The sequence below is a fragment of the Planktophila turicensis (SeqCode) genome (genome assembly GCF_965234405.1).
Classification (GTDB): Bacteria; Actinomycetota; Actinomycetes; order Nanopelagicales; family Nanopelagicaceae; genus Planktophila; species Planktophila turicensis.
The window spans coordinates 501,926-515,422 of record NZ_OZ248346.1 but is presented as its reverse complement, the minus strand read 5'-3'; the positions used below and the strand labels follow the sequence as shown (position 1 = coordinate 515,422).

The 13,497-nt window shown below is 48.8% G+C and carries 14 protein-coding genes and 1 pseudogene; 5 read left to right on the top strand and 10 right to left on the bottom strand.

The features are described from left to right. Nucleotides 1-11: 11 nt before the first annotated feature. Entirely contained in the window at nucleotides 12-821 is an 810-nt protein-coding gene (locus AC8GFK_RS02680) for an undecaprenyl-diphosphate phosphatase (protein WP_506625636.1), read from the top strand. Here AC8GFK_RS02680 and era read toward each other — a convergent pair. The 8 genes and pseudogenes from era to AC8GFK_RS02640 form a co-directional block, all read right to left on the bottom strand. Next, a complete protein-coding gene (gene era, locus AC8GFK_RS02675; RefSeq protein WP_506625635.1) occupies nucleotides 808-1,725 on the bottom strand; it encodes a GTPase Era in 918 nt (305 codons plus the stop codon). The two genes, AC8GFK_RS02680 and era, sit on opposite strands and share 14 nt — an antisense overlap. Before the next feature lie 32 nt (nucleotides 1,726-1,757). Continuing rightward, the gene (gene dprA, locus AC8GFK_RS02670) at nucleotides 1,758-2,615 is read right to left on the bottom strand and encodes a DNA-processing protein DprA (RefSeq protein WP_506625634.1); all 858 of its coding nucleotides are present in this window, start codon (nucleotides 2,613-2,615) and stop codon (nucleotides 1,758-1,760) included. Continuing rightward, nucleotides 2,612-4,132, bottom strand: a complete 1,521-nt coding sequence (locus tag AC8GFK_RS02665; RefSeq protein ID WP_506625633.1) for a YifB family Mg chelatase-like AAA ATPase — start codon at nucleotides 4,130-4,132, stop codon at nucleotides 2,612-2,614. Before AC8GFK_RS02665 ends, dprA begins: the two co-directional genes overlap by 4 nt. Next, nucleotides 4,129-4,509 (bottom strand): YraN family protein, encoded by a 381-nt coding sequence (locus AC8GFK_RS02660; protein WP_506625632.1) that lies wholly within the window; start codon nucleotides 4,507-4,509, stop codon nucleotides 4,129-4,131. The genes AC8GFK_RS02665 and AC8GFK_RS02660 overlap by 4 nt, the downstream gene beginning before the upstream one ends. A 60-nt stretch (nucleotides 4,510-4,569) precedes the next feature. Next, a complete protein-coding gene (rnhB, locus tag AC8GFK_RS02655; RefSeq protein ID WP_506625631.1) occupies nucleotides 4,570-5,175 on the bottom strand; it encodes a ribonuclease HII in 606 nt (201 codons plus the stop codon). Nucleotides 5,176-5,193: 18 nt separating this feature from the next. Continuing rightward, nucleotides 5,194-5,844 (bottom strand): signal peptidase I, encoded by a 651-nt coding sequence (lepB, locus tag AC8GFK_RS02650; protein ID WP_506625630.1) that lies wholly within the window; start codon nucleotides 5,842-5,844, stop codon nucleotides 5,194-5,196. A 221-nt stretch (nucleotides 5,845-6,065) separates the two neighbouring features. Beyond that, a pseudogene (gene rplS, locus AC8GFK_RS02645) lies at nucleotides 6,066-6,407 on the bottom strand (50S ribosomal protein L19); the annotation flags it as partial. Between the two features lie 108 nt (nucleotides 6,408-6,515). Beyond that, on the bottom strand, nucleotides 6,516-7,280 hold the full coding sequence (locus tag AC8GFK_RS02640; protein ID WP_506625629.1) for an inositol monophosphatase family protein: 765 nt from the start codon (nucleotides 7,278-7,280) through the stop codon (nucleotides 6,516-6,518). A 61-nt stretch (nucleotides 7,281-7,341) separates the two neighbouring features. Here AC8GFK_RS02640 and sepH point away from each other — a divergent pair, with 61 nt between their 5' ends. Beyond that, nucleotides 7,342-8,181 (top strand): septation protein SepH, encoded by an 840-nt coding sequence (gene sepH, locus AC8GFK_RS02635; RefSeq protein WP_506625628.1) that lies wholly within the window; start codon nucleotides 7,342-7,344, stop codon nucleotides 8,179-8,181. Here the strand turns inward: sepH and AC8GFK_RS02630 are convergent. Beyond that, nucleotides 8,178-9,263 (bottom strand): alkaline phosphatase family protein, encoded by a 1,086-nt coding sequence (locus tag AC8GFK_RS02630; protein WP_506625627.1) that lies wholly within the window; start codon nucleotides 9,261-9,263, stop codon nucleotides 8,178-8,180. The two genes, sepH and AC8GFK_RS02630, sit on opposite strands and share 4 nt — an antisense overlap. Before the next feature lie 50 nt (nucleotides 9,264-9,313). Between AC8GFK_RS02630 and AC8GFK_RS02625 the strand changes: the two genes are divergently transcribed. Genes AC8GFK_RS02625 through AC8GFK_RS02615 form a run of 3 tightly spaced genes read left to right on the top strand, consistent with a single transcriptional unit; the run spans nucleotide 9,314 to nucleotide 12,685 of the window. Beyond that, nucleotides 9,314-10,222, top strand: a complete 909-nt coding sequence (locus tag AC8GFK_RS02625) for a pseudouridine-5'-phosphate glycosidase (protein WP_506625626.1) — start codon at nucleotides 9,314-9,316, stop codon at nucleotides 10,220-10,222. Between the two features lie 4 nt (nucleotides 10,223-10,226). Then, nucleotides 10,227-11,132, top strand: a complete 906-nt coding sequence (locus AC8GFK_RS02620; RefSeq protein WP_506625625.1) for a carbohydrate kinase family protein — start codon at nucleotides 10,227-10,229, stop codon at nucleotides 11,130-11,132. 26 nt (nucleotides 11,133-11,158) lie between these two features. Further along, nucleotides 11,159-12,685 carry a DNA gyrase/topoisomerase IV subunit A gene (locus tag AC8GFK_RS02615; protein WP_095673371.1) on the top strand — a complete coding sequence of 509 codons (1,527 nt, stop codon included), beginning with the start codon at nucleotides 11,159-11,161 and terminating at the stop codon, nucleotides 12,683-12,685. Here the strand turns inward: AC8GFK_RS02615 and AC8GFK_RS02610 are convergent, their stop codons facing one another. Continuing rightward, nucleotides 12,686-13,444: an O-methyltransferase gene (locus AC8GFK_RS02610; protein WP_506625624.1), complete on the bottom strand. Its 759-nt coding sequence runs from the start codon at nucleotides 13,442-13,444 to the stop codon at nucleotides 12,686-12,688. Nucleotides 13,445-13,497 lie beyond the last annotated feature (53 nt).

Sequence of the window (13,497 nt, the reverse complement as noted above, 5' to 3'; positions counted from 1 at the left end):
TACTAACTTCCATGTTAGAAGCGCTCTTTTTAGGAATGGTCCAAGGTCTTACTGAGTTCCTGCCTATTTCATCAAGTGCGCATGTCCGTATTGTCGGAGAGTTTCTACCCAACGCAACTGACCCAGGTGCTGCTTTTACTGCCATCACGCAGATTGGTACCGAGCTCGCTGTTTTGCTCTACTTCCGCAAAGACATTCTCAATATCGCACGTGCCTGGTTTACACGTGATGGATCTGCTGAAGCTCGCTTAGGAAGCCTCATCATCATCGGAACTCTGCCAATAGTTGTACTTGGCTATCTCGGCCAGGAGTACATCACCAACAACTTCCGTTCATTGTGGGTTATCGCATCCACGCTCATCATCTTTGGGTTGATTCTCGGATTTGCCGATCGCGTCGGTAAGAGCGCTAAAGATTTATCTAACCTTTCTGCACGTGATGGAGTTATTTACGGATTCGCACAATCCATGGCGCTTATTCCTGGCGTCTCTCGCTCTGGCGCAACAATCGCTCTCGGTCGTTTCTTGGGATACAAGCGCGAAGCAGCTCTTCGTTACTCATTCTTACTGGCAGTCCCTGCGGTATTTGGCAGTGGTTTCTACGAACTCAAGCAGGCTATGGATGATTCAACTGTTTCGGTCTATTCCATGCCAGAGATACTCGCTGCAACTGTCACAGCATTTCTTATTGGTTATGCAGTGATTGCTTGGTTGATGAAGTTCATCTCAACCAAGAGCTTTACGCCTTTTGTGATTTACCGCGTTGTGCTGGGTTCAGCTCTCCTTGTTGCCTTAGCAACAGGTCTTATTAGCGCTCAGTAAATCCGAGACGCTCAAGCAGCTTTGGATCGCGCTGCCATTCTTTTGAAACCTTGACGTGAAGTCCAAGAAAAATACGTGCACCGAGTTCGCGCTCAATATCTTTACGTGCGCGCATTCCAATATCTTTCAATCGCTCGCCTTGGTGGCCCAGCAAGATACCTGTCTGTGAATCCCGCTCAACGTGAATCGTGGCGTGGATATCGTAGAAAGGGCGACTGCCCTTCTCTTCACGTTCTGCCATCTCATCGATGGTGACCATGATTGAGTGAGGAAGTTCTTCGCGAGCATCGCGTAAGGCAGCTTCGCGGATGAGTTCGCAGATGAGAGTTTCAATCTTCTGATCACTCTTTACATCTGTTGGATAAAAGGCAGGACCAACAGGCAAGTTATCGCCGATCAGCTTTTCAAGGAGATCAATCTGCTCGTGAATTGCAGCAGAGATTGGGACGATTTCATCCCAAGTAAATCCCTTTGCAAGGGAGGAAATTCCAAGCAAGCGAGTCGCTAAATTCTTCTTTGAAACTAAATCTGTTTTGGTAACCAGTGCGAACTTCTTGGCACGTGAATACTTCGCAATTTCAGCAGCTAGGAATTCATCTCCAGCACCTGAAGTTTCATCAGCCGGAAGACACATCATCACAATATCGACTGAATCAAGGCTCTCGTTGACGACAGCGTTGAGGCGATGACCGAGCAACGTCTTTGGCTTATGGATTCCGGGTGTATCTACAAGAATTGCCTGATAATCAGGATTGTTAACGATTCCGCGAATAGCGTGACGAGTGGTGTTGGGATGAGGCGATGTAATCGCAATCTTGCTTCCAACGAGTGCGTTAATGAGAGTTGACTTACCAGTGTTGGGGCGGCCGACAATAGCCACAAAGCCCGAACGGAAATCACTCATGTATGTATTCTCTCATTACATGCGAGAAGAACCTAAAGCGCTGAGATCAACTCGATTGCATCAGGCACAGATGTCACTAGTTCAGCCGCTCTCTCTCCAATAAGTCGATGGCAGCCTTCTGATGAAGGAGAATTGATTGGCCCAGGTATCGCCATCACTGGTCTCATAAGTTCGGCCGCATCTCGTGCAGTTCGCAGTGATCCACTTCGAAAAGCCGCCTCGACAACCAGCGTTGCTTGTGAAAGCGCTGCGATAAGTCGATTGCGAGTTAAGAAACGATGAGGAAGTGCCGGAACTCCGGGCATCACCTCGGTAACGATCGCTCCGTTCTCGCAGATCTCTTCAAAGAGCCTGGTATTTCCCGATGGGTATTGCAGATCTATTCCTGATGCAATCACCGCAATGGTGCGACCTTCAGCAACGAGAGCACCACGATGCGCTGCTGTATCAACTCCATATGCTCCCCCGCTCACAATGTCCCATTCGCGATCAACAAAACCCGCAGCAAAATCTCCTGCGATACGAATGCCGTAGGGCGTTGGATTACGTGTGCCAACAATTGCAAGAGAGGGATTGCTTAAGATTTCAACATTTCCCTTAACGATCAGACCAATTGGTGGGCACTCAAGTTCATCCACGCGCAGCGGCCATTGCGCATCTCCTGGGATGATGAAGTGGGCACCTAACTTCTCTATGGATTGAAAAGCTGTAGAGCTCTCAAAACTTTGAACCTTTTCAACTAACGCCGCATGCTTTACAGAGTCATACACATTGCCTTTGATGCGATCGAAAACTGATTGCACTCCCCGTTCTGTGATTTCACGATTCCAGAAAGTTGCCCCTCCTTCAATGGCTGAAAAGAGCGCAAGGCGTTGTGCACGTTCTTTCATAGATCAGTTCCTTCACGTAGTGAATGTGCTCGTTCGACATCATCGAGGGTCGGAACTGCATGCCCTGCTAAATCAGCAAGGGTCCATGACAAGCGAATGACCTTATGAAGTCCGCGCGCAGTTATTCGTTCTCGATCTAGTTCATCGTGGAGAAAATTCATGGCATCGCGTTGTGGGCGATACTTGCCGCGAAGTTCACGACTTGGAATCTGAGCATTAAGTTGCCATGGATCATTACCAAAACGATCTGCCGCAGCTTTTCGTGCCTTGATTACTCGAGCACGAATTTCGGCGCTATTTTCGCCAAGCTCTGTCTGCGCCATCTCTACTCGGCTAACAGGATCAACTTGTACTCGCATATCGATGCGGTCCATGAGCGGACCGGAGAGCTTTCCTAAATAGCGACGAACCTGGACTGACGAACAAGTGCAATTGCGACCTTTGCCTGTGTACTTTCCGCAAGGACATGGATTTGCTGCAAGCACTAAGAGAAAATGCGCAGGGAAAGTAATGTTTCCAACGCTGCGCGCAATAGTGATGGTTCCGGATTCAAGAGGTTGGCGTAATGAATCGAGAACGCCAATGGCACATTCAGGTGCCTCGTCGATAAAGAGCACTCCGTGATGAGCCAAGCTGCACGCACCTGGTTTAATGACATGCGAACCGCCGCCAACAATGGAAGCGCGCGAAGCTGTGTGATGCGGCGAAACAATTGGAGCAACCAGCGACATCGGTGAACGCGAACCCAGCGCTCCTGAAATGGAATGCACTGCAGTTACTTCGAGCGCCTGATCAATCGTGAGGGAAGGAAGAATTGTTGGAATACGCGATGCAATCATCGTCTTTCCTGTACCCGGTGGACCAATAAGCAGCAGATGATGCCCGCCGCTGGCAGCGACTTCGGCAGCAAAGCGCGCTTTGGTTTGTCCTGCGACATCGGCGAAGTCGAGGTATTCATCGACATCTGTCTTCTCTAAATCGAGTTCTTGGGCAACAGGATGCTCGCCCGTGCGACCCCATAGAAGAACCTCTCGAAGTGATTCAAAGGTAAGGATCTGCATCTGTGTCATCAGTGCAGCTTCAGAACGATTCGCGGCCGGAACAATTGCGCGCGTAATCCCAGATTTATAAGCTGCAATGAGTGCTGGCAATACACCGCGCACTGAGCGAACTTTTCCGTCGAGTGCTAGCTCGCCAAGTACGACCATGGATGTAAAAGGTTCTTGTGGCACTGTGCCATGCGCAATCAGAATCGCTAGCGCAATCGAGAGATCGAAGCTGGAACCACTCTTTGGTAACCATGCTGGTGATAGCGAAACAGTTACCTTTCTATTGGGCCAGATCTCATTGCAATTCGATATCGCAGCTCGCACACGGTCGCGCGATTCTTGCAGGGCAGCATCCGGCAGTCCCAAGAGTGAATACATGGGGATTCCATCTGAGATATCTACTTCGATTTCGACAACACTTCCGGTGAGCCCCAGTAGTGCGATGCTCTGAGTTTGTCCGATGCTCATAACAAATTACCTCGGTATTCCAAGGTGTGAGTGCCATCGGCGGCAATCAGAATTGCAACGACATCAATTGTGTATTCGCATCCCAAGCACCCATGAGTTGCCAACCATCCCATCGCCAAGCGCTGCATACGATGTGCTTTATCCCGATTAATTGCTTCAAAGGGATGCCCGAATGCGAGTGAGCTACGAGTCTTTACTTCAATGAAATGAAAAGCACCATCGCTACTGAGTGAAACAAGATCTATTTCACCTTCACGTATGCGCCAGTTACGATCGAGGATTTCATCTCCACGGGCCAATAAATATTGCGCAGTTACTTCTTCACCAAAGGCGCCTGTGCGCTGTTTAGCTCCTGGACGTTTAACTCTAGCCACCATGCGCGGGAGGTTAGAGCCCTCCCCTTACTTCACATGAAGAAAAGTAAGTGCCTGTGGAAACTATTGAAGAAGGGCAGCGATATTTGAAAACGATTTACGGTGTTCTATACACGGACCATGTTCGGCAAGGGCTTTTGTGTGAACAGCAGTGATATAGCCCTTATGTTTTGCGAAACCATACTGCGGATAAGTCTTATCTAGCTCAATCATCATGCGATCACGAGTTACCTTGGCGATAATCGATGCTGCACTTATTGCCGTCACAACTTGATCGCCTTTCCACACCGCAACGTTGGGAATAGCTAATCCTTCGATGGCATAACCATCTGTCAGTACATATGCCGGTTCAATAGAAAGCCCCTTCACTGCACGGCGCATTCCATCAAGATTTGCTGCATGCACACCGCGTTCATCGATTTCAGTTGGCGGAACAATAATGACGCTAACGCTTTCGGCGATATTCATAATCACATCAAAGAGAATCTCGCGTTTACTTTCAGAGACTTCTTTGGAATCTCGCACTTCAGCTAGTTCTGGCGCATTGGGATCTTTGAGAATAACTGCGGCAACAACTAATGGGCCAGCACACGGTCCGCGACCGGCTTCATCAACACCTGCGATAGGTGAGATTCCTGCGTTACGAAGAAGTTCTTCGATCGCTTTCATAATGTTTGCGGTGTCTGATTACTTGATGGGGTTCTGGCCTGGAACTAATCCGACGCTCTTGATTGGCCAGATAGTTGCAAAGACTTGGCCAGTTACTTTAGAGACCGGAACAAAACCATTATTGACATCATCTTGGTGATAACGAGAGTCAGCAGATGAACCGCGGTGATCTCCCATTACCCAGATTTTTCCTTCTGGGACAGTGATGTTGAAATCTAAATCGCTCGCTTTATTGCCTGCAAAAATATATGGCTCAGAAGTTTCTTTGCCATTGATTGTCAGCTTGCCGTTATCGCAGCAGATGACCTTGTCTCCCGCTACGCCAATGACGCGCTTAACAAGGTATTGCTTTGCAGGGTTGGGAAGTACTCCCACAGTCACGAGGCCATCTTTAACTTTTCCAAGAATTTTATTTCCAGATGCTTCGTATGGTTCAGGAAGCCAATTAGCAGGATCACGGAAGACCACAACATCGCCGCGATTAATTGTCTTTGAGATAAATGGCAGCTTGTTAACGGCTACGCGATCACCAATTTGAAGTGTGTTCTCCATAGAGCCCGAAGGAATATAGAAAAACTGCACAAGGAAAGTCTTTATAAGAAGAGAAACGGCGAGCGCAACGATTATAAGAATCGGGAACTCACGAAGGACTGAGCCCTTGCGTGGCATGTGAAGAGGTGAAGTTACTCTGCAGGCTTTTCTTCAGTTGCTGGTGCTTCTGCAACTGGAGCTTCTTCTGCAACTGCTTCTGTTACTACGACATCTTCTGTAATCGTAACTTCAGCTGGAACCTCTGCCACCACTTCAACCGCAGCTGGCTCGGACACAACAACTTCTTCTACAACTGCAACTGGAGTTGAAAGAATTCCATCACCGTAACCAACAATGCCATCGCGCTTTTCGCGAATCTTTGCAGCCTTACCGCGGAGATCGCGGAGGTAGTAGAGCTTTGCACGACGGACATCGCCCTTAGTGACAAGCTCGATCTTTTCAATAACTGGTGTGTGAACTGGGAATGTGCGCTCTACGCCAACGCCGTAAGAAACCTTACGGATTGTGAAAGTTTCGCGGACTCCGTCGCCCTGGCGACCGATAACGATTCCCTGGAATACCTGAAGACGTGACTTGTTACCTTCGATAACACGGACGTGAATCTTGAGCTCATCGCCTGCGCGGAACTGTGGGATGTCCTTACGAAGTGAGGCTGCATCTACGACGTCGAGAATATTCATGGTGATTCCTGTTCATTACTTATCTATAAGCACGGGTATCGCCGTGCAGACTGCGTATCTTGCCATAGAAGGGGCTCTGAGCGTAAATCGGCCAAATGCCCCTCGAAATTACGCGTGGAGGTTGAGGAAGCCCTCGAGTTCGTCGAACAGGGTTGGACCTGCCGCCAAGGTGGTCATATAAGGAGCCTGACCGTAGAGACCGAAGCGCGCCCCTGCCTCAGTGGCAACGAGGGAAGCTGCCGCCCAATCCCACTCTTTCAGCCCATCTTCAAAGTAAGCATCGAGTGAGCCCATTGCAACTGAACAGATATCAACAGCTGCTGCTCCATTGCGACGAATATCGCGAATCAACGGAAGCATGCGACCGACGTTCTCAATCTGACGTCCGCGATGAGCAACATCGTATTGAAAACCTGTTCCGATAAATGCGCGATTGAATTCAACTGGCTCATTGGTCTTGATCTTGCTGCCATTGAAGAAAGCTCCGCCACCGCGAGAAGCCCACCAGGTTGAATTGATCGTAGGTGCAACGACAACTCCGACAACAGAGCCATCTTTATCTTTTGCAGCGATTGAGACGTTCCAACCAGGAAGTCCATAAAAGTAATTAACGGTTCCATCAAGTGGATCGATAACCCATGTGATGCCAGATTTACTAGCGACCTCAGCGCCTTCTTCGCCGATGATTCCATCGTCGGGGCGAGCTGCAAGAAGTGATTGCACAATAAAAGTTTCTGCCTTCTTATCCATCTGAGTGGCGATATCGATGGCAGTGGATTTCTCTTCGATTTCAAAGGCAGGTGGGCGGTCCATGAGGAGCGCAGCCGCCTCGGCGCCGACTTTCTTCGCAAGTTCGAGCAAATCTTCATGCATATATGAAGTCTAAAGGGTCTAACTCTCGAGAAAATACCACCCCATCGGTTATTCTCACCCCATGACTGAGCTTCGTTTAGATGGCAAGACTGAAGATGGAAGCCATCTCTCACTTGTCGATACCGATGGGAATAACTATTCACTTCGTATCAGCGACACTCTTCGCGCAACTGTGAATCAGCCACGTCTTACTTCAGTTCCTGCAATAGATGCAGTTGAAACGATTTCTGTAAAAGAGATTCAGCGCAGACTTCGTGCCGGCGATAGCTTTGAACAGATTGCTCGCGAGGGCCAGACAACTGTCGATAAGGTCGAACGTTTCTCAGGTCCCATCATGCAAGAGCGCGAATACATCCTTGAAAGCGCTCGTAACCTCATCATGCGTAAAGATATTCACCGCATCGATCTGACATTCCGCGAAGTAGTTCTGGCCAAGCTTGCAGCACGTGGCGTCGATACAGATGAAGTTTCATGGAATACATGGCGCCAACTTGATGGCACATGGCATATCGAACTTCACTACCCAAACCGCGACGGCAATGGCATCGCAACTTGGAACTTCGATCTCTCACGTCGCGCACTCGATGCATCAGACGATAACGGCGCATGGCTCATTGATGAAGAAGCACCAGTTCGCGCTCCATCAACAGCAATGATTTATTCAGAGCCATCACATCCTTCACGACTTGAAGAAGTAGCTCCAGAACCAGAAATCGTTCGTATCGCAGATCTTCTCAACGCTCCTGAAGAAAAGGCTGAGACACCACGTCTTGCTGTTATTCGCGAGACTCCATCAGCTGCTGATTCACAAGATGGAATTACAGCTCGCGCAAAAGTTCCTTCATGGGATGAAATTATGTTTGGACGAAAGTCTGAAGAACCAACTGAGGAAGATAACTAACTCTTCACGCTGTGCAGCAATAACGGCACGGAACTTTCAATAACGCTATCGCCACCATGGTGGCCAATCATCGCGCCTTCTTTATCTGCTCGTTCTGGATCAAGCAGAACAACATTGGCTTGAGCAATGGCAATGACATCACCCGCACGTTCTGATGCATCGAGTGAGACGTTTGGTCCAAAGAGCCCAGCAGTAATTGCGCTGTGACGGGTATGCATGGTGATCTTTTCGCCCAACGCGCTCTGCCAACGAGCAATCACTTCCTTCTCTGCGTTTGCGCTATCTGCTAAAAGGTAGAGATGGCGCATACGTGGTTCTCCTGCAATCACCGCCACATCCGTAAGCAAATCATTATCTTGGCCCAGGATGATCTTCTCTTCCACGTTAATCATTCCGTGATCGGCAGTCAGCCATATGCGAGTTCCGTTGGGTAATTTCTGCATAAGCGCCTGCACCAATTCATCCACACTCTTCAAGGCCGCTAACCACTTATCTGAACCAACTCCATCTGAGTGGCCAGCTGAATCAACATCATTAACGTAGAGATAAACAAATGAAGGTGACTTCTGAAGTGCTGCGACAGTCTCTGAAATCAAATCGGCCAAAACATTGGCGCCCCTGTAATGCGCTCCGCGGAATACGGCGCGAGTAAATCCAGTATTTTCATAGCGCTTGGCAGCAACATGCGTTGTAGTAATTCCTGCGGCACTTGCTCGTTCAAAGAGGGTTGGCACTGGTTGCCAAATAACTGGATCAACGCGTTCATCCCACTTTAAAGAGTTAAGTACTCGTCCCCCACTGCGCGGAACTTGGACTGTGTATCCCAACATCCCATGAGCGCCCGGCATTTCACCTGTTGTCAGAGTTGCCAGGCTTGTTGCAGTTGTAGAAGGAAAAGAAGTTGTGATTGTTCCGTGCAGAACCATGCGCGAAAGAGTTGGGGCAACTTCCGCATATTTACTTAGGACATCGGCGCCAAGACCATCGACAAGAAATACGAGTTCGCGGCCGCTAGGACTTTCGCCACAGTTGATTGAATCATGCGCTGTTGTTAAACCCAGACTCGAGAGGATCGAGGGCATGATTTGCGATAAATGCACGGCGCTATCTTCTCACGGGTATTGTTGCCGCCATGAACTCGTATGAATTCGTTCCATCTCCTGAAGTTGCTGCGGCCCTTAAAGCAGGCAAGCCTGTTGTCGCACTTGAATCAACGATTATTAGCCATGGACTTCCACGCCCATCAAACCTAGATGTAGCGCGCGAAGTTGAGCAGATTGTTCGTGATCACGGAGCAACGCCGGCAACGATTGCAATTCTCGATGGAAAGGTCTGTATCGGACTTACCGATGATCAGCTTGTGGCTATCGCAAACCGCGATGACATCGCCAAAGCTTCAAGCCGTGATCTTGCAATCATCGCAGCAACTGGAAAGTCAGCGGCAACAACTGTTGCAGCAACAGCTCACCTTGCAGTCTTGGCTGGTATCCATGTCTTTGCAACTGGCGGCCTCGGTGGAGTTCACCGCGGAGCAAATGAATCATTCGATGAATCGGCTGACCTGACTGCACTATCTGATCTTGATATCACCGTTGTCTGTGCCGGTGTGAAATCCATTCTCGATGTCGGAGCAACCCTTGAGCGCCTTGAAACTCTTGCTATTGGACTCGTTGGTTATAAGACAACCCACTTCCCTGGTTTCTATCTCACCGACTCTGGCTACACACTTGAGCATCATGTAGATACCGCCGATGAAATCGCAGCAATCATTCATGCGCGCAATTCACTGAAGACAGATATCCATGCACTCATCGTTGCCAACCCAGTTCTTAAAGAGATGGATCGTGTGCGCCACGATGCCATCTTGAAGAGCGGACTTGAGGGCGCTGCCAAGAATGGAATCGTCGGCAAAGCGGTTACTCCATTCCTTCTCGAGCATTTCCATACCGCCTCTGAAGGTGAATCACTCAAGGTTAATATCGAAATTATTAAGTCGAACTCAGCACTTGCTGCAGATATCGCCGTAGCGGTCGCAAAGTAATTACATGACAGCCAAGGTTTTATGCATTGGCGATGTCATGCTCGACGTCGTCACAAAGATTGAAGTGATGCCTTCGGAAATTAATTACGGCAGTGATACACCGGCAAAGATTTCAACTCACGGTGGTGGAGCAGCAGGAAATGTAGCGGCCTGGCTGACTCGCACTGATGCGCGCGCAACAATCGTGGGCCATGTTGGAAACGATGCAGCAGGTTCTGCTCTCGTGAGCGAATTTGATGCGCTTGGCGTTCGACATCACAACTTGGTTGTTGAAAATGGTCACTCCGGTGTGGTGGTTGTTCTTGTAGACCCAACAGGAGAAAGAACGATGTTTCCTGATAATGGTGCCAACTCTGGACTTCACATAGGTGACCTTCCCGAACTCGAAGGTTTCAATGCTGTGTACATCTCTGGATACTCCCCGCTTGATCCCTTATCGCTCACGGGCGTTAAAGAGATGATTGCAAAGATTCGTAGTGCTGGAATAACTATTTACTTCGATCCAGCTTCCGTTGGCGGCATGAAAGAAGTTGCGATTGAGGAAGTAAAGTCATGGCTCCCGTTGATGGATGTCATTCTTCTCAATGAGGAAGAAGCAATTTATTTATCAGGCGCGAGCGATATCGAAGTTGCTCTGGATTATTTATTGACTCAGTGCCAGACCGTTGTCATTAAACGTGGATCACATGGAGCGATTGGAAAATCCCGCGGAGGCGAGTCAGTAAGCGTTCCTGCTATCCCAACAACTGTTGTCGATACGACGGGGGCGGGAGATTCATTTGCTGCTGGATTTATTTCATATTTTGCGACAAAGAAGGACCTTGCTCGTGCTTTGATGGCCGGAGCAGAGGTGGCGGCCCATTGTGTTGCAATCGTTGGGGCTAGACCGCGTGTAGGTACCAAGATTTAGCTACTTCGCTTGGCAGAATACGCGCCATGGCAACGAAGAAGACAGCAGCACCAAAGAAGTCAGCGAAGGTCGTCGGACCTAAACCAGGAGAATTTCCTGGCAAGATCGTTGATATCGATGTCTCTTCTGAAATGTCGGAATCATTTCTCGAGTACGCATACTCAGTAATTTACTCACGCGCTCTTCCTGATGCGCGCGATGGATTAAAGCCAGTACACCGCCGCATCCTTCACCAGATGAGCGATATGGGTCTTCGCCCAGAGCGCGGACATGTAAAGAGCGCGCGTGTTGTCGGTGAAGTAATGGGTAAGTTGCACCCGCACGGTGACTCAGCAATTTACGACGCACTTGTGCGTATGGCTCAATCTTTCTCAATGCAGATTCCTCTGATCGATGGCCACGGAAACTTCGGTTCACTCGATGCAGGTCCTGCAGCGATGCGTTACACGGAAGCGCGCCTTGCATCAGCGGCCATGTCGATGGTTGCAGAAGCAGATGAAAATACAGTTGACTTCGGACCTAACTACGACGGTCAGCTTTCAGAGCCACTTGTTCTTCCTGCAGCTTTTCCTAACCTACTGGTCAACGGCGGTTCAGGTATCGCAGTGGGTATGGCGACCAACATGGCTCCCCATAACCTCGGCGAAGTTATCGCTGCAACAAAGTTCCTGATTGATAACCCTAAGGCGACTCTCAATCAGCTTATGAAGCATGTACCGGCTCCAGATTTCCCAACAGGTGGAGAAATCGTTGGACTCGAAGGCGTTCGCGAAGCTTATGCAACAGGTAAGGGCTCATTTAAAGTCCGCGCAACTGTTGAAATCAGCAAAGTTACTTCACGCAAAATGGGCATCATCATCAAGGAGCTGCCGTTCAACATCGGTCCCGAAAAGATCGTTGAACGTATTGCAGACCTTGCTAAGGCAAAGAAAATTCAAGGTATCTCAGATATCGTCGATCTCACCGATGGCCAGACAGGCACAAACGTAGTTATCGAACTCAAGAATGGTTTCGAGCCTGAAGATGTTCTAGAAAAGCTCTTCAAGCTGACTCCGATGGAAGATGCATTCGCGATCAACGCTGTGGCTCTCGTTAAAGGCAAGCCACAGACGCTGGGATTGAAAGAGCTCTTGCAGGTATTTATCGATCACCGCATTGAAGTTGTTCGTCGTCGCTCAGAATTTCGTAAGGCAAAAGCTGAAGATCGCCTTTCATTGGTTGATGGATTGCTCAAGGCAATCATTGATATCGATAAAGTCATCAAGATTATTCGCGGTAGCGATGATGCAGCTGCTGCAAAAGAGAAGCTCATCAAAGATTTCAAGCTCAACGACGAACAAGCTACCTACATCTTGGATATGCCTCTTCGCCGTCTAACAAAGATGAGCAAGCTCGAACTCGAAACTGAGTCGAAAGAACTCAAGGCAATCATCGCAGCCCTTACAACTTTGCTTAAAAATGAGGATGCAATCCGCAAGCAGGTTTCAGAAGAACTCACTGCTGTCGGTAAATCATTCGCAGTGCCTCGTCGCACACGTATCGGCAAGGAGTAATTAGTTAGGCAGTAAAACTGCCGTTCCTTTTTCGTGCGAGAGAAATTCCAGGGTATGGCTTGGAAGAGCCTTTGCAAATTCGCTAGCCATATCTTTTTCACCTTCTCGCCCAGCATCGTCAATGACAATAATTGCTCGTGGACTCAACTTCGAAATGCATTCAACGATAGCTGGGTGGCGCGCCTTGGGATTTTTAGATCCCGGAGGTCCATCAATAAAGAGAAGATCGATATTGGTTACATCGTTGAGCTGAGATAAGTCGTACCAATCGACTCCTGAAGTATGTGGAGTAAGTGCAGCAACTCGAACGTCGACATTGGTAACACCATGGGCAGCAAGAAGTCTCTTTGTCTTTCCGGCGTATTCAGCAGAGTTATCAATACTTGTGATTGTTGCTTGAGGAGCGCTCTTTGCAAGCACCAAGGTGGACATTCCTGAACCCAAATCGAGTATTCGCGTTGGTTTAGAACTCTTAGCCAGATCAAGAAGTGTCAGCAGAACATCAGGTGATGCTGCCCAGCTGCGAGTAGATGGAATTGGAGCGCTGAGATCGAGCAATCGAAGTAATTGCGAATAGAACTCACCTTGTCGATAGTTCTCCCAAGCTGCTTCGCTCTGTGCCTTGGCAATGCGACGCACATCTCTTTCAGGTGCTACTAACTTGATGAGTTTTTCGTTGATGCGCTTCAGAATTCGAATCTGATAGAAGGAAATCGCAAGAAGTAAGAGTGCGATGAGCAGAATCATCAGGCTGAGCATTTGAAGATTCTAGGCTGATTACAAGGTAATAGGAATACTGTGGGAAGATACGC

Coding starts and splice junctions, on each gene's coding strand:
- AC8GFK_RS02615 (WP_095673371.1), top strand. CDS start 11,159: ATGGCAACGAAGAAGACAGCAGCACCAAAGAAGTCAGCGAAGGTCGTC.
- dprA (WP_506625634.1), bottom strand. CDS start 2,615: ATGAAAGAACGTGCACAACGCCTTGCGCTCTTTTCAGCCATTGAAGGA.
- AC8GFK_RS02665 (WP_506625633.1), bottom strand. CDS start 4,132: ATGAGCATCGGACAAACTCAGAGCATCGCACTACTGGGGCTCACCGGA.
- AC8GFK_RS02630 (WP_506625627.1), bottom strand. CDS start 9,263: ATGCCCTCGATCCTCTCGAGTCTGGGTTTAACAACAGCGCATGATTCA.
- AC8GFK_RS02680 (WP_506625636.1), top strand. CDS start 12: ATGTTAGAAGCGCTCTTTTTAGGAATGGTCCAAGGTCTTACTGAGTTC.
- sepH (WP_506625628.1), top strand. CDS start 7,342: ATGACTGAGCTTCGTTTAGATGGCAAGACTGAAGATGGAAGCCATCTC.
- AC8GFK_RS02625 (WP_506625626.1), top strand. CDS start 9,314: ATGAACTCGTATGAATTCGTTCCATCTCCTGAAGTTGCTGCGGCCCTT.
- AC8GFK_RS02610 (WP_506625624.1), bottom strand. CDS start 13,444: ATGCTCAGCCTGATGATTCTGCTCATCGCACTCTTACTTCTTGCGATT.
- AC8GFK_RS02620 (WP_506625625.1), top strand. CDS start 10,227: ATGACAGCCAAGGTTTTATGCATTGGCGATGTCATGCTCGACGTCGTC.
- AC8GFK_RS02640 (WP_506625629.1), bottom strand. CDS start 7,280: ATGCATGAAGATTTGCTCGAACTTGCGAAGAAAGTCGGCGCCGAGGCG.
- AC8GFK_RS02660 (WP_506625632.1), bottom strand. CDS start 4,509: ATGGTGGCTAGAGTTAAACGTCCAGGAGCTAAACAGCGCACAGGCGCC.
- era (WP_506625635.1), bottom strand. CDS start 1,725: ATGAGTGATTTCCGTTCGGGCTTTGTGGCTATTGTCGGCCGCCCCAAC.
- lepB (WP_506625630.1), bottom strand. CDS start 5,844: ATGCCACGCAAGGGCTCAGTCCTTCGTGAGTTCCCGATTCTTATAATC.
- rnhB (WP_506625631.1), bottom strand. CDS start 5,175: ATGAAAGCGATCGAAGAACTTCTTCGTAACGCAGGAATCTCACCTATC.